17 protein-coding genes and 1 pseudogene are annotated in these 20,550 nt (G+C 51.3%); 7 read left to right on the top strand and 11 right to left on the bottom strand.

Annotated elements, in window-relative coordinates; genetic code table 11:
• Positions 1-366: 366 nt before the first annotated feature.
• The 6 genes from nasC to mmuM form a co-directional block, all read right to left on the bottom strand.
• Positions 367-2,529, bottom strand: coding sequence for an assimilatory nitrate reductase catalytic subunit NasC (gene nasC, locus ACSZLD_RS07780; protein WP_444684825.1), 2,163 nt, complete (start codon positions 2,527-2,529; stop codon positions 367-369).
• Complete coding sequence (nirB, locus tag ACSZLD_RS07775) at positions 2,526-4,781, bottom strand: nitrite reductase large subunit NirB (RefSeq protein WP_444684824.1); 2,256 nt, start codon at positions 4,779-4,781, stop codon at positions 2,526-2,528. Before nirB ends, nasC begins: the two co-directional genes overlap by 4 nt.
• Before the next feature lie 219 nt (positions 4,782-5,000).
• Entirely contained in the window at positions 5,001-6,131 is a 1,131-nt protein-coding gene (locus tag ACSZLD_RS07770) for an NAD(P)/FAD-dependent oxidoreductase (protein WP_444684823.1), read from the bottom strand.
• Positions 6,132-6,603: 472 nt separating this feature from the next.
• Positions 6,604-7,632, bottom strand: coding sequence for a glycerophosphodiester phosphodiesterase (locus tag ACSZLD_RS07765; RefSeq protein WP_444684822.1), 1,029 nt, complete (start codon positions 7,630-7,632; stop codon positions 6,604-6,606).
• 111 nt (positions 7,633-7,743) lie between these two features.
• Positions 7,744-8,595 carry a hypothetical protein gene (locus tag ACSZLD_RS07760; protein ID WP_444684821.1) on the bottom strand — a complete coding sequence of 284 codons (852 nt, stop codon included), beginning with the start codon at positions 8,593-8,595 and terminating at the stop codon, positions 7,744-7,746.
• 90 nt (positions 8,596-8,685) lie between these two features.
• Positions 8,686-9,630: a homocysteine S-methyltransferase gene (gene mmuM / locus ACSZLD_RS07755; RefSeq protein WP_444684820.1), complete on the bottom strand. Its 945-nt coding sequence runs from the start codon at positions 9,628-9,630 to the stop codon at positions 8,686-8,688.
• Positions 9,631-9,721: 91 nt separating this feature from the next.
• On the opposite strand from mmuM, the pseudogene fosB reads away from it, so the two are divergent.
• Together fosB and ACSZLD_RS07745 are read left to right on the top strand one after the other, a co-directional pair.
• Positions 9,722-10,132, top strand: a pseudogene (gene fosB, locus ACSZLD_RS07750) (metallothiol transferase FosB); the annotation flags it as partial.
• Positions 10,124-10,600 (top strand): GNAT family N-acetyltransferase, encoded by a 477-nt coding sequence (locus ACSZLD_RS07745; protein ID WP_444684832.1) that lies wholly within the window; start codon positions 10,124-10,126, stop codon positions 10,598-10,600. The pseudogene fosB and the gene ACSZLD_RS07745, both read left to right, overlap by 9 nt.
• Before the next feature lie 15 nt (positions 10,601-10,615).
• Here ACSZLD_RS07745 and ACSZLD_RS07740 read toward each other — a convergent pair whose 3' ends face one another.
• A complete protein-coding gene (locus ACSZLD_RS07740; RefSeq protein WP_444684819.1) occupies positions 10,616-11,065 on the bottom strand; it encodes an Lrp/AsnC family transcriptional regulator in 450 nt (149 codons plus the stop codon).
• Between the two features lie 174 nt (positions 11,066-11,239).
• Here ACSZLD_RS07740 and ACSZLD_RS07735 point away from each other — a divergent pair, with 174 nt between their 5' ends.
• Together ACSZLD_RS07735 and ACSZLD_RS07730 are read left to right on the top strand one after the other, a co-directional pair.
• Positions 11,240-12,151 carry a DMT family transporter gene (locus tag ACSZLD_RS07735; protein ID WP_444684818.1) on the top strand — a complete coding sequence of 304 codons (912 nt, stop codon included), beginning with the start codon at positions 11,240-11,242 and terminating at the stop codon, positions 12,149-12,151.
• A 69-nt stretch (positions 12,152-12,220) separates the two neighbouring features.
• Complete coding sequence (locus ACSZLD_RS07730) at positions 12,221-12,910, top strand: methyltransferase domain-containing protein (protein WP_444684817.1); 690 nt, start codon at positions 12,221-12,223, stop codon at positions 12,908-12,910.
• 188 nt (positions 12,911-13,098) lie between these two features.
• On the opposite strand, the gene ACSZLD_RS07725 is transcribed toward ACSZLD_RS07730, so the two are convergent.
• The 3 genes from ACSZLD_RS07725 to ACSZLD_RS07715 form a co-directional block, all read right to left on the bottom strand.
• Positions 13,099-13,947 carry an AraC family transcriptional regulator gene (locus tag ACSZLD_RS07725; RefSeq protein ID WP_444684816.1) on the bottom strand — a complete coding sequence of 283 codons (849 nt, stop codon included), beginning with the start codon at positions 13,945-13,947 and terminating at the stop codon, positions 13,099-13,101.
• Between the two features lie 90 nt (positions 13,948-14,037).
• Complete coding sequence (locus tag ACSZLD_RS07720; RefSeq protein WP_444684815.1) at positions 14,038-15,486, bottom strand: MDR family MFS transporter; 1,449 nt, start codon at positions 15,484-15,486, stop codon at positions 14,038-14,040.
• On the bottom strand, positions 15,479-16,285 hold the full coding sequence (locus ACSZLD_RS07715) for a TetR/AcrR family transcriptional regulator (protein WP_444684814.1): 807 nt from the start codon (positions 16,283-16,285) through the stop codon (positions 15,479-15,481). Before ACSZLD_RS07715 ends, ACSZLD_RS07720 begins: the two co-directional genes overlap by 8 nt.
• A 179-nt stretch (positions 16,286-16,464) precedes the next feature.
• Here ACSZLD_RS07715 and ACSZLD_RS07710 point away from each other — a divergent pair, with 179 nt between their 5' ends.
• From ACSZLD_RS07710 to ACSZLD_RS07700, 3 genes are all read left to right on the top strand, one after another.
• A complete protein-coding gene (locus ACSZLD_RS07710) occupies positions 16,465-17,457 on the top strand; it encodes an NAD(P)-dependent alcohol dehydrogenase (RefSeq protein ID WP_444684813.1) in 993 nt (330 codons plus the stop codon).
• Between the two features lie 472 nt (positions 17,458-17,929).
• Positions 17,930-18,643 carry a C40 family peptidase gene (locus ACSZLD_RS07705; protein ID WP_444684812.1) on the top strand — a complete coding sequence of 238 codons (714 nt, stop codon included), beginning with the start codon at positions 17,930-17,932 and terminating at the stop codon, positions 18,641-18,643.
• 162 nt (positions 18,644-18,805) lie between these two features.
• Complete coding sequence (locus ACSZLD_RS07700) at positions 18,806-19,807, top strand: D-alanyl-D-alanine carboxypeptidase family protein (protein WP_444684811.1); 1,002 nt, start codon at positions 18,806-18,808, stop codon at positions 19,805-19,807.
• A gap of 62 nt (positions 19,808-19,869) precedes the next feature.
• On the opposite strand, the gene ACSZLD_RS07695 is transcribed toward ACSZLD_RS07700, so the two are convergent.
• Positions 19,870-20,526: an SDR family NAD(P)-dependent oxidoreductase gene (locus ACSZLD_RS07695; protein ID WP_444684810.1), complete on the bottom strand. Its 657-nt coding sequence runs from the start codon at positions 20,524-20,526 to the stop codon at positions 19,870-19,872.
• Positions 20,527-20,550: the final 24 nt, after the last annotated feature.

Genomic DNA, 20,550 nt, shown 5'->3' with positions numbered 1-20,550 from the left:
AACGAAACAACATGCTACTTCTTGTACTTCATCTACAAGCAGCCGCTGTTTCCGGTTCTTCGACAACAGCTTTTTTTCTGTTGGACAAATCGAAGGGGGATAAGCAGCAAACGATGTGAAGAATGTATCTGTGCAAAGAGAACATCATGAGCTGAGCTAGGTAAGAGTGAAAAATGCTGCTGACAATCTGGAAAGAGAAGACCAGTGGAAGACAGCTTTCCAGTTCCTTTAGGCAGTCTGTTGTTCACATATCAGCGCCTATTCATATACGGATTAGGGAAGCGTAACTTCGGCAACGCACGAAAAGCACGAAAGAAGGGAGCTCCCTTTCTCTCGTGCAATCTGCTGCAACTGCTGAGTAACTGATTAAGATTCAGTCGTTTGCAGAGCAGGCTCGTGACGTTTGATCGAAACGGGTGTTGATTTGTAGCCGGGCATGCGTGAGACAGGGTCTAACTTTCCCGGTATCAGCATGTTGACGTTCTGGTGTTCCGCCCAGTGAAACGGGACAAAAACGGTGTCGCGGCGGATGTCGGCGGTAAGCTGTGCGCGGACCGTGATGGAGCCTGCGTCCGATATTACATCCACCAGATCTCCTTCTGCAATGCTGTAGGTGTCTGCAGTCGCCGGATGCAGCTCGATAAATGATTCATATAAACGGGCGGCAAGCTTCGTGCTGCGCCGTGTCTGGACTCCAGTCAAATAATGCGCCATCACGCGGCCGGTCGTGAGCAGGAGCGGATGCTTTTCTGTCGGTATAGAAGTCGATTGTACGGCTTTACTGTCAACAGCGGTTAACAGTGCACGTCCATCTGGCCTGCCGAAGCTGTTGGCAAACAGACGTGGTGTACCCGGGTGGTCCAGGTCCGGACAAGGCCAGAACAAACCCTCTTCACGACGGATCCGGTCGTACGTCATGCCGTAGTAGTCAGCTGCCCCGCCACGGCTTGCGTGCCGCAGTTCATTGAACACCTCTTCGGCTGAACGAAATGGAAAATGTTCGGCAGCACCGAGTGCTTCAGCCAGCTCGCAGATGATTTTCCAGTCCGGTTTTGTGCTGCCGGGTGGTTTTTTCGTCGCTTCTCTCAGTGTGACACGGCCCTCCAGGTTCGTCATCGTCCCTTCATCCTCGAGGTAAGAAGCAGCAGGTAAAATTAAATCGGCATACTGGGCTGATTCGGAAATAAACAGGTCGACTGCAACGAAAAAATCAAGCGTCTCCAGTGCCTCTTTAATAAACGAGGCGTTTGGATTGGAAACGACCGGATTGGAGCAGACTAGCAGCATGCCGCGAATGTCGCGCTCCTTTACTTTCTCCATCATTTCATACGCGGAGACGCCGCGGCCGGGCAGCTCTTCTTCCGGAACGCCCCAGAAGTCTGCAATATGCTGCCGGTCTTCCGGATTGTCGATCATCCGGTAGCCCGGCAGCTGATCGGCTTTCTGTCCGTGCTCCCGGCCGCCCTGTCCGTTTCCCTGACCGGTTACGGCGCCATATCCGCAGCCTTCCCGTCCGATTTTTCCGGTCAAAAGAACAAGGTTCAGCAGATTGCGTACCGCCATATGTCCGTCCGTTTGCTGTTCGACCCCTCTTGCTGTCAGTACCATACCGGTTTCAGCAGCAGCGAAAATACGCACGGCGTCGCTGATCTTCTGAACCTCAACCCCTGCATAGTCAGCTGCATCTTTTATGGAAATGCTCTGTAAATGGGGCTGCAGCTCCTGCCAGCCTTCTGTACGATCTTTCACAAACGATTCGTTCACAAGACCTTGCTGCATCAGGGAAGCAAGCATGGCATTCGTGAGAGCAGCGTCCCGCCCCGGGGTTACCTCCAGATGCAGATCGGCGATAGCGGCCGTTTCGGTTTTCCGAGGATCGATGACGATAATAAATGCACCGTTCGCTTTTGCTTCCTCCAAATAAGGCATCATCACCGGCTGACAGGACGCAATATTCGTTCCGGAAAGCAGTAGAACCTGTGCCTTAGGAATATCGGACAGTGCGTTCGTCAGTCCTCTGTCAATGCCAAGCACTGCCTTGCTTGCTGTCGCAGCAGAGGACATACAAAATCTTCCATTGTAATCGATATATTTAGTTTTCAAGGCAACCCGCGCCAGCTTTCCAAGCAAGTAGGATTCCTCGTTGGTAATGGAAGCACTCCCATACACACCGACACTGTCCGACCCATACTGCTGCTGCAACGACTGAAACTTCTCACGAACGAGTGCAAGCGCCTCTTCCCAGGAAACCTCTTTCCAGGAGCCATCGGCCTGTTTTTGAACTGGGTGCATAAGCCGATCCTCATGTACCGCATGGGCATAGGCATTCATCCCCTTCATGCAGAGGCGTCCTTTCGTAACGGGATTGTCGACGCCTTCTGTTTTATATTGTTTTCTCGTCACAAAAGACTGCTCGATTACCTTCTTTTTACACTGCATACTGCAAAAGGGACACTGGGTGTCGTACACTTTTTCAGATTCAGACTGTTTTTGTTTCTCGCGGTAATAATGGAGAAGAGAATGTTTCATACGGTGCTCCTTTCCAGATACTGCTGCGCTTCCTGCAGACGGCTGAGCAGGAGGCGGCAGTTTTCCTCATCAAGCAAAACTTCCCGGATGGGGACAAAGCCAATCCGCAAGGCCCAGCTGTCAATTGATTCTGTGTAATAGGCGCTCTCCCGGTAGTATTGGGCGAGTGAGCAGATAAACGTAAAAATATCGGTACCTGCTGTGTAAAACAGCTGTTTGTCGGTTGAGCCGAGATAAATATCCCATCCGGCATCGGAGTGCGCAATCGATATGTGCGCGGAAGGGGATAGCGGCCGGCTGCTGATTTCAATGCTGACGTCAGCGGGAGCCGGCACCCGGCCCAGATGCTGATCCAGACTGCCAGCGAGTGTCCGGGCCGTTGTATCGCTCGTCAAAACCGGTCTGAATCGGTTGTAGGAGACGGGTTCTGGAACCAGTCCAATACAGCGGATAAATGCGTCAGACTCTTCCCGGCGGATACCCGAGAATAAGAGCCGCTGTTCGTTCGTCAGCTGCATCGTCACATGTGGAAATTGACGGACTGCATGTTCAAACTGCTGCAGATGAGCCGGGGTCAGTGTTCCGCCAGGAAGCTGTGGCGTGACAGAGACGGTTTCATGCGCGTCCTCTTCCGTCAGGACGGAAGAGGACGCGAGACCGGTTTCCGGTTTAAACAGATGAAGCATGTAAGGGATGGCTCCGCGACAGAAGCTGCAGCCGGTGTTAGAAAACCCAAGTGCCTCCCTAACGGCCTCAGGCGTTTCGGCATTCATGGCTATGATAGCAGAGGCTACTGCGTCCGTACTTTGATCAGTGCAGTCACAGAAAGCATCGGAAGGCAGTTCATCTTGCAGTGCACCGCTTTTTAACAGCGTAATGAGCTCCGATACGAGAGGACGGCAGCCGCCGCAGGAGCTTGCCGCTCCTGTACATTCCTTCACTGCCTGCGGTGTATCTGCCGCGCTGCGGCTGAAGGCGGATGCAATGTCTCCGCAGCTGACGTTATTACAATGACAAACGGTGTCTGCTGGCTGCAGGGAAGAAGCTCCTCCTCCGGATTCAGCCGCAAGAATGCTGCGAGCCTCATCCGGGAGGATCAGCTTGCGGCTGCGAATCAACGAGAGAACGTCCTGCTGTCCGGCTTTATCACCATACAGAACCGCACCTTCAAGCCGGTCCCGGTTCAGAATCAGCTTCCGGTAAACGCCCATCGTGTCGTCCTGGTGAATCAGCACATGATCATCCTGACGTGCTTCGATCCTGCCTGCGGAAAAAACGTCAATGCCGGCAGCTTTCAGCTGCGTATACAGAATAGAGTCAATGTAGGATGATGATTCACCGCACAGGTTTGCAGCAAGCACTTCTGCTTGTTCATACGCAGGTTTGACAAGCCCGTACGTCATCCCGTCAATTTCAACACATTCTCCCACAGCAAAAATGTCAGCCGCACTTGTCTGCATCTCCCGGTTGACGACAATGCCGCGCCCGCACGCGATGCCGCTTGCGCTCGCTGCTGATGTATTCGGCCGTATGCCCACGGCCATGACGACGAGGTCTGCGGGAATGGAGCTGCCATCCTTAAAGTGAACTGCCTCAACGTCATTAGAACCGGTAAAAGCAGCTGTTTCGCACTGCAGGTGAAAGGTGATGCCAAGCTGCTCCAGCTCACGCTGAAGCAGTCCGGCAGCAAGCGGATCAAGCTGCCGCTCCATCACCGAGCCTGCAAGGTGTACCACGTGAACGTTCATGCCCTGATGAAGCAGCCCTCTTGCGGCTTCCAGACCGAGTAAACCGCCCCCTATCACTACTGCTTCTTTTGCAGAAGCGGCTCGCTTTATCATGTAGCGGCAGTCATCGATGGTCCGAAACGGAATAACAGAAGAGAAATCTGTTCCCGGAACTGGCAGAATAAACGGATCCGATCCTGTCGCCAGAACAGCTTTATCAAAGGACGCTGAGATGCCGGCGGCTGTAAAAAGCAGCTTTTTGTCCGGGTCGAGCCGGACGATTTCCTCCTGCTTATGAAAGTGAATGTGGTTTTCGTCATACCAGGCGTCTTCATGGATCATCATATCTTGTTCCTCTGCTGTGCCTTGAAGCAAAGAAGAAAGCATGATGCGGTTGTAATTGGCATAAGGTTCACGGCCGTACACGTGTATCTCAAAACGGTGCGGATCCCGTTCCAGTATGTTCTCAACCGTATGCATGCCTGCCATACCATTGCCGATGATGACTAACTTTTCTCGATTCATAGGTCCCTCCATTAATGACTAGCCGTTCTGCCAATGAGTATGCCAGAAAGCAGGAAGGAAGCGAGTGTCTCCGTCAGGTTATCTGACGCTGTTTTTTCAGAATATTCAATGAAGAAAGCGGTGGAAAGCCGTCAACTCCGGTTAAGAAAACGCCTTCAAAAAGCATATGTAAATAAGCTTCAGCCAGCCATGAAAGCTGAACTGAAGCTTGTGAAAAAATTAATAGCCAAACAGATCCGGATTCATTTTCCGGTGGACCGGTTCGATTCTGCGGATGATTTCATGCAGCACGTAGGACGCTACAGCAGGAGAAGCAGTGACACCGGGCGAATCGAGTCCTGCAAGATGTATCAGGCGCTGGTGTGTTTCCGACGGACGAATATAAAAGTCCGGATCTGTGATACTGGAGCGGATCCCTGCATACAAGCGTTCCGTCAGCTCATATGGAACACCAGCCGCAAGCTGATCAATTTCGGAACGGATCTGTTCCATCCCCTCTTTAGTCGGAAGAGCGTGCTGAAAGCTGTCCTGCTTTGTATCAGTCGGCCCGAGGCGGATCGTCCCATCCGGCTGAGGAATGATCAGCACCCCTTTCGTTTTGCTTGTCGGGGGCGGATAAATAATATGGTTTATATACCCGGACGCCTGTCTGCTAAGCACCATATACTCTCCGCGCCGCGGTACAGTCTGAAACGGAACATGGTCTTCAATCATGGCTGCAATTTCAGCAGAAGCAGCACCGGCGGCATTAATCACAAACCGGCTTTGAAAGATGCGGCCGGACGTCGTTTCCACCTCGAAGCCGCTTCCGGAGCTGCGCAGGTCGGCAACTTCCGTGCCGGTATGAATTTCGGCACCATTGCGCCGCGCATTTGCAGCGAGACGCTCAGTTAGCAGCGCGGTATCGGCACTCATCGCTTCCGGCATGTAAAGTCCACCCTTTAACTCGGGGTTAAGGTTTGGTTCCCGTTCCAGCATTGCTTCCCGGCTCAGCATGGTCAGCGTATGAATCGATTCTTTTTCACTCTGCTGCTTCAGAGCGGTTAGCGCTTCGATTTCGTCATCGGTTCGTGCGGTAACAATTGCACCGTTCTGAAACACAGGGACGTCAAAGCGGTCCGCCAGCGTCAGATGAATCCGGCTGCCGTGCCGTCCGAGTTCAGCTTTTAGTTTTCCTTTTGACGGGGGCATCATTGCAGGCGGATGAACGAGCGCGCTGTTGTGTGTCGACTGCACACCGGACAGCATCCGGCCCTTTTCCAGCAGAACCGTCCGTCCTTGGTAGTGAGAAAGCTCGCGGACGAGAGCCGAGCCGACGACTCCGCCGCCGATAATTAAAAAGTCAATCATCTGTCTCAGTCCTTTTCTAAAGGATCATTCGCAGCTTACACAGACAACGGTATATATGTATCATATAGCTGTTGAAACCGGGCGGACAACTGATCTGCCTGATATACTAAGCTTGGTATCAAAAGGCTCAGAGGACTGGAGCAGAGTGGAAAAGGTCGTTTATGGAATAGCGATTAGAAGAAGCTTTGGTAAAGGAAAATGTTTAGCGCGAAGAGCGTCAGAGTGGAAAAAAGAAACCCAGGCTGTTTGCGGAGAAGCGAAAAAACAGTTAAAGAGGTAAAGGTGAGTATCCGTTTCGAAGAAGTCAGCACTCTCCAAATTCGAATCAGAAGGACAAACGAGAATAGTTCACGCGGAACCTCGAATGATAAGGCGCTACAAGTAATGAAAAAACCGGCAGCCGGTTGTTAACGGCTGCCGGGAAAGGTACGACTTACGTAAAGTCTGTCTTCTTACAGATCACCAGACATTGTTACTCGCTTCGTTCGTCAAGTACGTTCTGCATGCGGTCTGGAAAGTCTGTGAAAAGCCCGGTTACACCCCAGTCGAGCAAACGGTGCATGTCTTCTTCTTCATTAATCGTGTACACATGAACCTCAAAGCCTTCATCACGGACTGTCTGAACGAACGTTTCATCAATGACTTCCGTGCCGTCATAGTACTCAAGGTGAGGCCCGATACCAATTGCATACTCGGCGATTTCAGCAAAGTCTTCTTCCGTCATTTCGTCCGGAGCTGGTGTGATATCCAGCCATTCTTCCAGCTCACCGGTTTCTTCATCCACTTCCCACCAGAGAAGCTGGACGAGGGGAATTGAATCATTCAAGTCATGGATCGTCTGAAGGCTGTCCTGATGGAAGGACTGGATTATAACGTTGCCCGCTTCATCGAAGCCGAATTCTTCAATCAGCTCGACCATTGGCTCTTCCATGTCTTCGTTCAAATACGTTGATTTCGTTTCCAGGTAGTAGTTTTCATCTTCGCCAAACTCCTCGAAGATCTCTTCCAGAGTCAGAATTTCGGCACCTTCAAAGCTTTCGTCAGCACGGTCCGTGTATTCTTCGTTGAACCAGGAGCCTGCATCGAGCTCTTTCAGTTCTTCTAATGTATGGTCGCCGATTTCACCTTCTCCGTCCGTCGTACGGTCAATTTCATCGTCATGAAATGCTACTAGTACGCCATCAGCCGTCATCTGAATATCAAGCTCCAGCCAATCTGCATCCATTTCAATGGCTTTTTCCAAAGCCGGCATCGTCTGTTCAGGAGCATGGCCGCTTGCGCCGCGGTGGGCGATTACATCTGCATCGCTTGCGTCTTCTTCGGAAGCCTCTTCATTGAGATCGGCTTCTTCCGGTTCCTCATTTTCATCTGCGGCCTCGTTAGTGTCTTCGGCTGCCTCATTTGGCTCTGTGTTATTGCTGTTGTCTGCTTCGTTGTCAGACTCCGCTCCGCATCCCGCGAGAAAAATCGCTGCTGCTGCGGTGAGGTAGTACTTCTTCATGATGATTCTCCTCTCTTTGATGGTTCACGTATTTGTGGGAGGGAAGTCCCGCAACGTAGTATAGCAGACTCAGAAGATCGTGCAACCGGAAGAGAATCCCAGTATGGCGTCTTAAAGCAGGTCATCCATGCCTTCCGGCGTTCCCAGATCACCTGCATCGTTCAAGTCATCGTAACGAATATGAATACGGAGAATAACTTCTTCGTTCGTTGAATGATTAGCGGCTTTTGCTTCGTAAAATACTTCTTCAAGCAGAGCTTCTTCGTTAAACAAGTAGCGGACATCATTTTCAACTGAAGCCGTGTCCACGCCGTAAAAATCAAGCTCAAACAAGCTGCGGAATGCATTGTAGATTTGAGAATCCTGACCGAAGTAGCTGATTTCCACCGTCTCTTCAGAGGGACTGACGGTAAACAGCCGTTCGTTTCGCTCTAAAATTTCCCACAGGTTGTCGTATTCGGTGTAGGAGAGTTCATCAGGGCCGTAACCGCTCAAGTCCTCCATCCAGCTGGCGCCGTCATGAAAGTAAACCTTGTTATCGACCGTATAGCTGTGATAGTAGCGTACACCCATGTCTTCAACTTCCACTAGAATATGAGGCGGATCTTCACGGACAATCGTGTTATACATGAGGAGGGTGTCCTGATCAACGGTGGCTCCATCCTGATTGACGATAATATCAAGGGCGGTTTCCGACGTGTAGGATTCGAGCGACTCATACGCTGCTTCCGCGTCTGACATGAAATCACTGTCTGCTGCATCCGTCTCATTTGTCACGCTGTCTGCCTCGTCTTCATTGACCTGGTCCGTATTTTCCTCGTCCTCCGGCTCTTCCTCAGCCTCCTGCTCGTTTGTTTCTTCCAGTACATCCTGTTCCTCTGCACCGGCATTATTCAGTTCATCGTCATTGGCACACCCCACTGCAGCAAGCAAACACCCTGTGAGCAACACTGCTTTTTTCATAAAGCCGCCTCCTCTTTTTTTGCATACTAACGAACGCCGGGATAAAAAAGCAACTGAAAACAGAAATAAACCGCTTTTGCAACGGAGGGCCTACGCCAACCCTTCCTTTATCCGGCAGCGCAGAGCTGTAAGCTGACGAATTTCATCAGGACCAGTCCGGCAGCAGCCGCCGATCAAGCCAGCGCCGTGATCGGCCCAGGTTTCAGCATGCGCCTGAAATGAATCGACGGAAGAGTCGCCGTGCCACTGATTAGTGGAAGCATCGTATATTTCGCCGGAATTTGGATAGACGATAACCGGCTTGTCGGTTTTACTGCTGAGGCGCTGCACGAGTTCCTCTGCATAGTGCAGCGGGGTACAGTTGATGCCGACAGCCGCAGCGACATCAGCATGATCGAGCATGGCTGCGCATGACTCAATCGGGGTACCGTCGCTGATATGTGCACCGTCTTTGCAGCTGAAGCTGAACCAGGCGCTGACACCGGGATATTCTGTGAGCAGGTCAACGAGTGCTTCGGCTTCCAAAAGCGAGGGGAGCGTTTCACAGGCAAAAAAATCGGCTCCTGCTTCGACGAGCAGCTCTACGCGCGGGCGGTGAAAAGCAATCAGCTCTTCTTTGGTGAGTGAATAACCGCCGCGATATTCAGAGCCATCTGCGAGGTAAGCACCATAGGGACCGATAGAGGCAGCAACAAACGGCTTCGGACGGTCCGTGCCGGAATAGGACTCCCAGAACGAATCACGGGCATTGACAGCAAGCGAAAATGTGAGTTGAATCAATGATTTTGCAGTTTCCGAAGAAAAACCGGCCTGCAAAAAGCCGTCAGGTACGGCCTGGTAGCTGGAGGTGATCGCACAGTCAGCGCCAGCTTCAAAGTATAGCTGGTGCACGCGTTTGATCCTGTCGGGGTCTTCTGCAAGTATCTTGGCCGACCAGAGCCGGTGATTCAAATCACACCCGGCTTTCTCCAGCTCTGTAGCCAGGGCTCCGTCTAAAATGACGAACCCGTTTTTTTGTATAATAGATTTGATCATCGTGATTCCCTCCAGATTTATTATCTGCTGATAATCATTCGCTAAAAACATTCAGATTCCTGCCTCGCAGGGAAGAAAGGAGCCTGTAATCATGATAAAAGGCATCAATCATCTTTGTTACTCTGTCCAGAACTTGCAAGTCTCCCTCGCGTTTTACAAAGCATTATTAGCTGCTGACGTGCACGCTGTCGGACGAACAACGGCTTATTTGACTGGAGGAGGTGTATGGATTGCACTGAATGAAGAAAAAACCGTCGACCGCGGCGGCCTACGCAGCTCCTACACGCACACTGCTTTTTCGGCGGACAATGAAGACCTCGCCGTCATCCGTGCGAGACTCAAGCAGATGGGCCAGAAGCCGCTGGAAGGACGCGTCAGATCCGAACGTGACAAAGCTTCTTTATACGTAGAAGATCCAGACGGACACAAGCTTGAGTTTCACACCGGCTCGCTGCAGGAACGTCTGGCCTATTATAAAGAGTCGAAGCCGCACATGACCTTTCCAGAGACAGAATCTGCCGTCCGCGTGGTGGAAGAGACAGAAAGCAGGGAAGCGTATATGGATGACCTGCTGATGGCTGATGAAAGCAGGGAAGCAGTGGAAGCGTATTTACATACGGGGACGCTGTTCCGACTGGACGTAGATGGTGATACTGCCGGTGTGCTGCTGCTCGTGCCATCAGCCGAAGAGTCGATGGAAATAGTAAACATGGCGCTTCGTCCGGCATATCGGGGGAAAGGCTTTGGACGGGAAACGCTTGAGCAGGCGGCCGCATATTGCAGCAGACTCGGCATCTCCCGACTGATCGTCGGCACTGCAAACTCCAGTATCGGCAACCTGGCTTTTTATCAACGGGCAGGCTTTCGGATGTATGATATCCGCCGGGCTTATTTTGACCATTACCCGGAGCCGTTTTACGAAAATGGAATCCGGGGGCGGGACATGGTGATGATGGAGCGCTTTCTGTAGCTGTTCAGACGGCTGTCAGCGCAGCGGCAGACTAGTCGTATCTTTAATCCGTCTCAGCGATAAACTTGTCTGTATTCTCGTGCCGCCCAGTTCATTAAGTCGTCTGACGAACGTTTCCAGTTCGCGCCGGTTGCGGATCACGACTTTCAGCAAATAGTCATATTCCCCCGTCAGGCAGCAGCATTCAAGTACTTCCGGCATTCGGGCCAGCTGGGTCTCCAACGCGGTCAATTCATCCGTCTGATGCAGGTTCGTGCTCATAAATACGAAGCAGAGCAGGTCATAGCCAAGCTTTTCAGCGTTCAGAATGATCGTAGAGCGCTCGATGATCTGTTCCTCCTCCAATTTGCGTACACGGCTTAACGCTGCCGGCGGTGACAAATTGATTCGTTTAGCAAGCTCTATATTACTGATGCGGGCATCCTTCTGCAAAATCTCCAATATGTGCAAGTCCGTCTGATCCATGGTACATTCCCCTTTCAAAACTTCATTCATCTGCCTCAATCAATTGATTGAACAGAATTATATTAAGTAAAATAATAAATTTATTGATAATTATATCGTAATTTATCTTAACGACAAAATTATTAATAAATAATGCTACGCTTGCAGCAGATGATTCAGAGAGGGGAATGGAGGATGAAGTACGTGCTGCTGCTCGTGTTTGCGAGCTTTTTCTGGGCGGGCAATTTTGTCATTGGCAAGGAACTGACCGCCTATGCATCTCCAGGAGCACTGACCCTGCTCCGTTATGCGCTTGCCGTGATGGTTTTGCTGCCGCTGGTCTGGTGGAAAGAGCGTCAGCTGCTGCCGCCGAAAGCAGCTCTCCTGCCGCTATTTCTAATGGGGGTAACGGGTGTCGTCCTGTTCAACCTGCTGCAGTTTTTAGCGCTCGCCAATACGACAGCCTCGAACGTGGGGGTGATATCCACGTTAAACACGTTTTCGATAGCCATTTGTGCGGTTTTACTGCTGAAGGAGCGCATTACTCTTATCCAGGCAGGCGCAATGATCGTTTCCTTTGCCGGTGCGTGTCTCGTGATAACAAGCGGGAGCGGAGGAGGCGTGCAGGGAGTGCAGAGCGGAGATTTGTGGATGCTCGCTGCCGTTGGCGTATTCGGGATTTATTCCATTTGCAGCCGCTGGGCGACTTCCTATGTAAGCCCGATGATGTCCGTTTTATACTCAGGGATCATCGGCGTGGGCATTCTGCTGCCGGTGGAAGGAGCTTCTTTCGCGATTCACGGCGCGGACAGTTATTTTGTCGGGGCGGTGCTTTATATCAGCCTGATCGCTACCATTTTATGCATGGTGTTCTGGGGAACCGGAGTGAAGCATCTGGGTGCTTCGACAGCAGGCTTGTTCATGAATTTAAATCCGGTCTTTACTGTCCTACTGGCCTTTATTCTGCTTGGTGAACAGCCGGCTTTGCTTCAGCTTGGCGGCACCGCCATTGTCATTGCAGGGTGTCTGTTGTATTCATATGCTTCCATGGAAAGAAAGCCGGTCACCGTACCGGTTTCGTCATCAAAACAGCCGGCAGCGGAATAAAAAGGTTGGAATCTGTTCTTAGTATCTAGTAATATGATCTGCAAGAAGTATTGTGCAGAGGTGAACGATATGAATGGGACGGATCTGGAAAACATCGTCTTTATCGGCAGAACGATGGAGGAATATAAGGCGTTTTTTCAGCTGGAGGAGAGGGATCTCCAGGGCAAAAGGATTCTCGACTGTCCGGCGGGAGCGTGCTCGTTTACAGCAGAGGCAGCAGCTGACGTCACGGCAGTGGACCTTGCCTATCGGTTTCCGGCTGGAGTGCTGTACGAAAAGGGATCTCAGGATATTGACCGTGCTGCAGCTTTGATCCAGGGAGCTTCGAATCAATACGTATGGAACTACATAAAAGATGCCTCTCAACTTAAACAGCGCAGGGAAAGAGCGCTGCGACTGTTCACGGAAGACTACGAGCGCCGTGCAGAGAGGTACGTCCAGGCTCGCCTGCCGGAGCTGCCGTTTGAGGACGATGCGTTTGACCTTGTCCTCTCCGCGCATTTTTTGTTCACCTACGCGGATCGTCTTGACTATTGCTTTCATGAGCAGGCTGTCCGGGAAATGCTGCGTGTGACAAGCTCGGAGCTGCGCATGTTTCCACTGCTCGATTACAAAGGACGCCGCAGCCGCTATGTGGATGATGTGAAACAGTTTGCGGAGCGGGAAGGATGGCTGGCTGAGGAAATCCCTGTATCGTATGAATTTCAAAAAGGAGCAAACGTGCTGCTGCGTATCAGAAAGAGGGAAGATACTTGTTAAGCAGTGATAGGTCACTGCTCTTCAAGTGTAAAAAAAGAAGCTTCCGGCAAAATTCCGGAAGCTTCTTTTCGTTTGACGGCAGTGAGGAAGCTGCTGTGGGTTTTTTAACAGAAGCGGAGCGCGGGTCGACTAAAGCACGTATAAGAAAATCGAATTGGCGCCCGAGTTTGCTTCTCCTTCGCTGGAGTTTACGTTACTGGAATCCAGATCTCGCTCTCATAATCCTCCTGATACGGGTCTCCCTCTGTGCTGTATACTTCCAGCTCAGGGCCGCCAGCGTGCTCGTACCCGGTAGCGGGAAACCACTCGGCAAAAATACGTTCCCATACCGGTGGCATAGCGTGCGGCATGGCACCTCGAACAGGGAAAACGGCCCACTGATGCGGAGGGATCTCCGCAACGGTCCAACTCGAATCCGGCTGATGTTCTCCTTCTACAGCGATCATATACGTGAGCTGATCACCTTCCGTATGCATGCAAATACCGAGCACTCCCAGTTCGCCGGCCAGATGATCGAATGTATCGATCCAGCCTTCATCGTGAGCTTCGCGCCAGAAAGCAGCAATATCGCGGTGATGCTGACCGTTCTGAAGCGAGGTGACAACTTTCTTTCCAGAAACCAGTTGTTTTTCGCGTTTGACAACTTTGTAATCCAATTCAACCGCTCCTTTCAATTGAAGATGAAAAGAAAGTTTTGGGTACGCCTTTAGTGGATGGGACTGAACGCGAACGCTGGACGGGGGAATGCCGTGCAGGGTTTTAAATGCTTTGGAAAACGACTCCGGTGTTTCATAGCCATAGTCCCACGACAGCTCTGTGATCGATCTGCTGCTTGCCTGCAGCTCCTGAGCTGCCAATGTCAGCCGGCGATTGCGAATATATTCCTGCAGCGTAAAGCCGGTGAGGATTTGAAACATTCGCTGATAATGAAACGAAGACAGACCGGCAGCTGCAGCAATATCCTCTGATTTGATTTTTCCGGGCAGCAGTTCCTCAATCAGATCAAGACTCTGCTGTATCGCTTTCAAGCCTTCCATGGAGACCCTCCTTTCTTTTCTAACCTTAGTGTACGGAAGCGGAACGAAAGCTGCCGGTCATGTTGTGCGCGTTTGGAACAGATAGTCTGATTACTGGGCGATTCGCTGCTCTTCGGGTTCGGATGCTGTAGTTGGAACAGCTCTCCCCGGCTTCAAAAAAAAGCTTAATACAAGAGCGATGGCTGCCATGATCAGACTGCCGATAAAGCCCCATTGAAATCCGTTCAACTCCGCCATAAGCGCGGGATCTGCCTGAGAGGCGGCCGGATTATACAGCTGGGTACCGATTCCGACAAACGTGATCAGCAGCGCTGTTCCGATGGAAGCAGAGATCTGCTGAAGTGTATTGGCCATCGCAGAGCCGTGAGCGTACCAGTGCTGCGGAATCTGATTAAGCGCAGCCGTCATAACCGGTATCAACGTCAGCGACAGACCGAACATACGGACGGCATACACGGTCGTTAAAAACGCAAAAGACATATCGAGTGACAGCTGGGTCAGCATGCCGGTCGTAATCACGACGATCACAAATCCTGGAATAGCGAGCCGCTTAGCTCCATATTTATCAAACAGCGCTCCGGCGATAGGAGACATGATACCGATCACGACAGCGCCTGGCAGCAGCATAAGACCAGATTGAAGCGGTGTGAAACCTAGTACATTCTGCACAAACAGGGGCAGCATCGTTTCGGCTCCGATCAGGGAGACCATCGACACGAGCGTAATCCCGATCGACAGCGTGAAAATTGGAAATTTAAAAATCCGGAATTCCAGAATCGGACGTGGGAGCTTGAACTGCCGGCGGACGAATAAACTAATAATCAATGCCCCAAGCAGGACGAGTCCAACGACGAGTGGACTTGTAAATCCTTCCTTTGAAGCGACCCCGAATCCGTATAGAAACGACCCGAAACCGGCTGAAGACAAGATAATGGAAAGCACGTCGAGCTTCGGCTTGGAGAGCTCTGTGACATTCCGCATAAAAAAGAACGCAAGCGTCATGGCAAGTGCGACGAGAGGCAGCACGGTAACAAACAGGGACCGCCAGCTAAAATACTCCAGAAGCACACCGGAGAGTGTCGGACCGATTGCCGGACCAAAGGCAATAACAATTCCGAGGAGCCCCATTGCTCTGCCGCGTCGCTCCGGCGGTATGAGAATCAGCAGAACCGTCATGAGCAGCGGCAGCATGATCCCTGATCCTGAAGCCTGGACAACGCGGCCGGCGAGCAGCATCGGAAAGGACCAGGATACGGCAGCCAGGAGCGTTCCGGCGCCGAACAGGCTGATGGCCGTTAAAAATAAATGCCGTGTTGAAAAGCGTTCAATTAAAAACGCGGAAATCGGAATCATGATCCCGTTGACCATGAGAAATACGGTAGTCAGCCACTGCACCTCTCCCTGCGTAATCGAAAACACCTGTTGAATGGTCGGCAGTGCCGTTGCGAGAAGTGTCTCGTTGGTGATTCCCATAAAAGCACCAAGCAGAAGAGCGGCTATCATCGCTTTCTTTTCCCGAGGGGATAAAGCATTAGTCATCAGCCTGCACTCCTTTCCAGCGCACCCACTGCAATTCCAGCTCACGGATGCCACTGTGCTTTTCGAGGGAGGCGGCCTTTTCCAGCAGTGTATCCACAACAATCCAGACCGGGGCGCCGTCTTGAAACTGACCGAGTATTTCATTTAACAGCTCCCGCGTTCGTTTTTCGCGGCAAAGCGTCAGCGCCCGCCCGCATGATTCGTGAAGCTCCTCCATTGTCACTTTTTCGGTCGACAAAGAAGGCCGATCCAAACCTGCGAGTGCTTCTGCAGCTGAAACGATAAACTCGCTGATATCGTGAGGAGAATATGCACGGTTATGCCAGAGCATTTGCTGCAGGTAGCTGTGCAAGATTCCGTCTGTCAGCATAGAGAGATCTTCCAGCTGAGATTCAATTGACGAACCGAAGGCGGCAAGCAGAGCTGACTGCCGCCATGTCAGAACTTGTGCGTGATGAGCTTGAAACGCCTCGGTAATGCCATGGTCGCCACCCAGCGGGTACGTGCTCATTAGTTCAAAAATGAAGGTTCGATGAGCAAGCGCATGATCAATTTCCCATTTAAGCCTGGCCTGAAGCAGAGCCCGGCCATTCTCTTTTTCTTCAGGAGAAGCAAATAACGTCTCGTAATAAAGATCGAGCACGGCAAGTACCAGTGCTTCTTTCGAATCGAAATGCTGATAAAACGATCCTTTTGACATGCCTGCTGCTTCGGTGATTTTTGCGATGGAAGCGTTACGGATGCCGGAGGATTGAAACAAATCAAGCGCAGCCTTCATCAGGCGCTGTTTTCTGGACATCTTTTTCCCTCCAACGAATGCGATTTGACTGTACGGTCATTAAAATGACCGTTTGACCATAATACTTTATCACAGCGCTCTCCACCGCAGCAACAAATAAACTCCAATTTTGGCAAAACGCTGCCGTACCCCTTTCACCCGGCTGGACGTATGATAGAGAAAAGAGGGAGGGAGCGGACATGAAAGCAGTACGAGTTACCGCTTACGGAGGCCCGGAAAACATTCGCATAACAGAGGAGAATGAGCCGGTTCCACAAGAGAATGAACTGCTGATCCGTGTGGAAGCAGCGGTTGTAACTCCGCCGGATTGTGCGTTCCGGGCAGGCAGACCGGCGGCGGTCCGTTTGTTTACAGGGATAAGGCGGCCGAAGCGTGTACCGGGAGATACGTTTGCCGGTGTCATCGTCAAGACAGGTGACAGGGTGAAGGAGTGGCGAAGCGGCATGCACGTATTTGGGTCATCCTCAACGCAGTTTGGTGCCCATGCAGAGTACATGGTGATTCGTGCAGACTCGGCGTGCGCCTTTATCCCCGAGGGCACGAGCTATGCAGAAGCTGCTTCGCTCAGCTACGGCGGACTGACGGCGCTTCCGTTTATCCGGGATCATGCGCAGGTGTCCCCGGGAAAGGCTGTCTGGATAAACGGTGCAGCCGGAGGAGTAGGTGTGTATGCAGTACAGTTTGCGCGTCTGTTCGGAGCGGACGTGACAGCGTCTGCTGCCGGAAGAAACAGCGTTTTTTTGCAAAATCTCGACGTCGATAACATTCATGATTACAGCTGCGGACCGGCTCCTGAAGGCATAGCATATGACATTATGTTTGATATTCCCGGAACCTATTCATTTTCTGAAGTGCGTCCGTTTTTGGCAAAGCAAGGCCGCTACATGACAGCTGATTTGAAGCTGAATGTTCTATACCGCATGCTGACCAGCCGCTTCCGCACCGGGCCTAAGGCTGTCTTTGCCGCTACAGGTCTTCGAAAGCCGGCCGACGTACAGCAGGACCTCCGCTATTTAGCGGAGCTTGTACGGGAAAAACGGATCCGGCCGGTGACCGACCGGATCTTTGGACTCTCAGAAGCTGCGGAGGCTCACCGATACGTGGAAACAGAGAAAAGACGGGGACCGGTCATTCTTGATGTCCGAGGAAATGCTGCGTTGACGCCAGCTTAATTAATCATGTGATACGAGAAAAAGAGCTGTCCCGAGTGGAAAAGGGGCAGCTGTTTTTTGTTGAGGTAAGCGTTCCGGCTGCATGAGCAGAGCACACTGCGTTAGCTCATAAAGGGAGAAGGTAGACGGCACTTCCTGCAATATGCGAAAAAATCTCTTGTAAATGTAACAAAACGAAACGTTACATGTTTTATTGTTACGAAAATATTACACAAAATATTCTGAAAACGATGCCATATCACCGTTTCAGTACTGCCATGAGCGCTTTAGACCGTCATCAAAAAGCGCTCTTTTTTTGTGTTTAATATTACAAAGTGTAACAGATCGTTTTAAGTTTATTGACATTTGGAGATAAAGGTACACTTTTTACCCGATATTGTGTACGATTAAACCCGTTGAGAGAAAACATTAGAGAGAAAAAAACATAAAAAAAACAAAACTAATTTATTTGAGAAAGTGGGAGAGAGAACTTATGAAAAAACTAGTAATGAGCCTCGCAGTAGCAGGAGCAATTTTCGCAGCACCAACCGTAACTGACGCAATGAGCATGGGAGATCGCGGCGGGGATGTCCGTGAGCTTCAGCAGACTCTGGCTGACGAAGGGTACAACAATGCATCAAACGTAGATGGCGTATTTGGTCCGCTGACGCTTGCAGCAGTACAGCGTTACCAGCTTTCAAACGGCATTTCCAGCCCGGCAGGCAACTTTTACGGGGTAGCTGGTCCTGCTACACAGTCTTCCCTGGGTCTTGCAGACGGAAGCAGTGCTTCTTCTTCAAGCAGCACGTCTTCTACAAGCAACACACAGGTTGCAGGCACAAGCTCTTCTAACAACGCAAGCGCGATGATTTCAACTGCACGTGGTCTGATCGGAAGCCCTTATGTCTGGGGAGGCATGAGCCCGTCCGGATTTGACTGCAGCGGATTCATCAACTACGTATTCAACCAGCACGGTGAAAGCCTGCCGCGTACAGTAGCTCAAATGTGGAGCGCGGGTACAGCTGTATCCAATCCGCAGCCGGGAGATATCGTATTCTTTGAAACTCGTACAGGTCCTTCCCACGCGGGAATCTACCTCGGAAACAACGAGTTCATTCACTCCGGAGCTTCTACAGGTGTAACGATTTCCAACCTGAGCAGCAACCCTTACTGGAGCAGCGCGTACATCGGAGCACGCAGCTTCTAATAAACACGTATGATTGTTTTACCAGCACGGTGCTACCTGCGGATATCGCAGCAGGCCGTGCTTCTTTTTTTCAACGAACACTTTCGTGTAGTAGAGCAGGAAAGAATTTCAAATCAACTACTACTTCCTTCCAACAATAGATGCTGAAAAAGGTGATGGAAGATGAAAAGACAGACATGGAAAATGACAGGAGCAGTCATTGCTGCAGCAAGTCTGCTCCTGATCGGAGGCGGGCAGGTGTCAGCGTATGGAGAGGCGCCCCGGATCGAAAGTGAATCCGCTTTTCTAATGAATGCCGGAACTGGAGAAGTACTTTATGAAAAGAACGCCTCCGAACGCATGTATCCTGCAAGCATCACGAAGATCGTCTCCGGTCTGCTGGCTGTGGAAGAAGCAGACTTATCTGAAACAGCGGTTGTCAGTGAGAACGCAGTGGAAACGGATGGGACGAGCGTTTTTCTGCTTGAAGATGAGGAAATGGAGCTTCGTCAGCTCGTTGAAGGGCTTGTCATTAATTCCGGAAACGATGCCGGGACGGTCATCGCGGAGCACCTTGCCGGAAGCGAAGAGGCCTTTGCCGAAGAAATGACAGACTTCGTTCGTGAAAAAGCAGGAGCGGTGAACACGCAGTTTCAAAACCCGCACGGTCTTTATCATCCGGAGCACTTTACAACGGCTGAGGATATGGCTGCGATTGCTCAATATGCGATGAAAAACGATGAGTTCATGGAAATCGCCGGCACGAGAGAGCTTGACTGGGAAGGAGAAGGATGGGAAACAACGATTTACAACCACCATCTTCTGCTAGGAAACTATGCCGGGGTAACTGGTTTGAAAAACGGGTTTGTTTCCCAGTCAGGGTTCACACTGGTGACGACGGCGGAACGGGATGGAACGAGCATCATCGCCGTAACTCTGAAAGCGCCGACGTCGGATATCATGTATCAGGATACAGAGGCACTGCTTGACTACGGTTTCCACCAGTCTAAAAAACGTGGCATCGGGCTGCTGCCACGCGCCTCTGCCGCGGAGCTGAATCAGCAGAAGCTTCCTTTAACCATTGCGATTGACGTCAGCGGCTATGGCAGCGTTCGTTTGAAAAAATGGAACGGGGATATCCTGCTCGAAGAAATGCTGCAGGATCCGCCTGAACAGCTTCGATAAATGAGGAAGGCCCGGATCAACTAATAAACCTGATCCGGGCCTTTGCTTGTGTTATGAAAGGGTTACGCGCTCTGTTCTTTGTAAATGGTCTCGAACGCAGGGCGATTTTCATAAAAGCTGTAAATCGCATCAGCAATGTTTTCAGGAGCGAAAAACGTTCCCTCCTTCACCATGCCAGCAATCGTAATCGTGCCAACGAACAGACCGTGCTCCTTCATTTCATCGTGCAGCGACCGGGTCAGGTTGCGCTGAGCTGCTTTGTTCAGCGATAAGGAAGCAAATGGAGCGTACGGCTCGAGGGAGAAGGCTCCACCGGTAACGAGAAAAGCAGCCTGGTCGGTGAAAAGCGGCCGCAGGTGCTGAAAAACGTGAAGCATGCCTCCGATGCTGACCTGCAGATCCTGCATCACAATCGATGTCGACAGCTGCGACGGAACTTCCGGCGTGCCGCCAACTGCATTAAACAGTACCGCTTCCACTTCCGTTTCCTGCTCCTTCAGCGTATCTGCAACCCGTTTGACTGCAGGTTCGCTTGCAGCATCCATCACCATGTGCGAGGCATCAATGCCCTTTTCCTGCAGATCACTGCTCAGCTGCTCAAGCCTTCCCCGGTTTCGTGCCGTCAGCATAACGTGAAAGCCTGCTTTCCCAAAACGCTCTGCTGTATGAAAACCGATACCGGTTCCTGCCCCGACAATCACGACTGTTTTCGTTCCCATAGCGAAGCTCCTCTCTTTATTATT

The sequence above is a fragment of the Alkalicoccus luteus genome (assembly GCF_052061695.1).
Taxonomy (GTDB): domain Bacteria; phylum Bacillota; class Bacilli; order Bacillales; family Salisediminibacteriaceae; genus Alkalicoccus; species Alkalicoccus luteus.
Note: the sequence above shows the minus strand (reverse complement) of the source record. Positions and strands in the feature narration are given on the sequence as shown.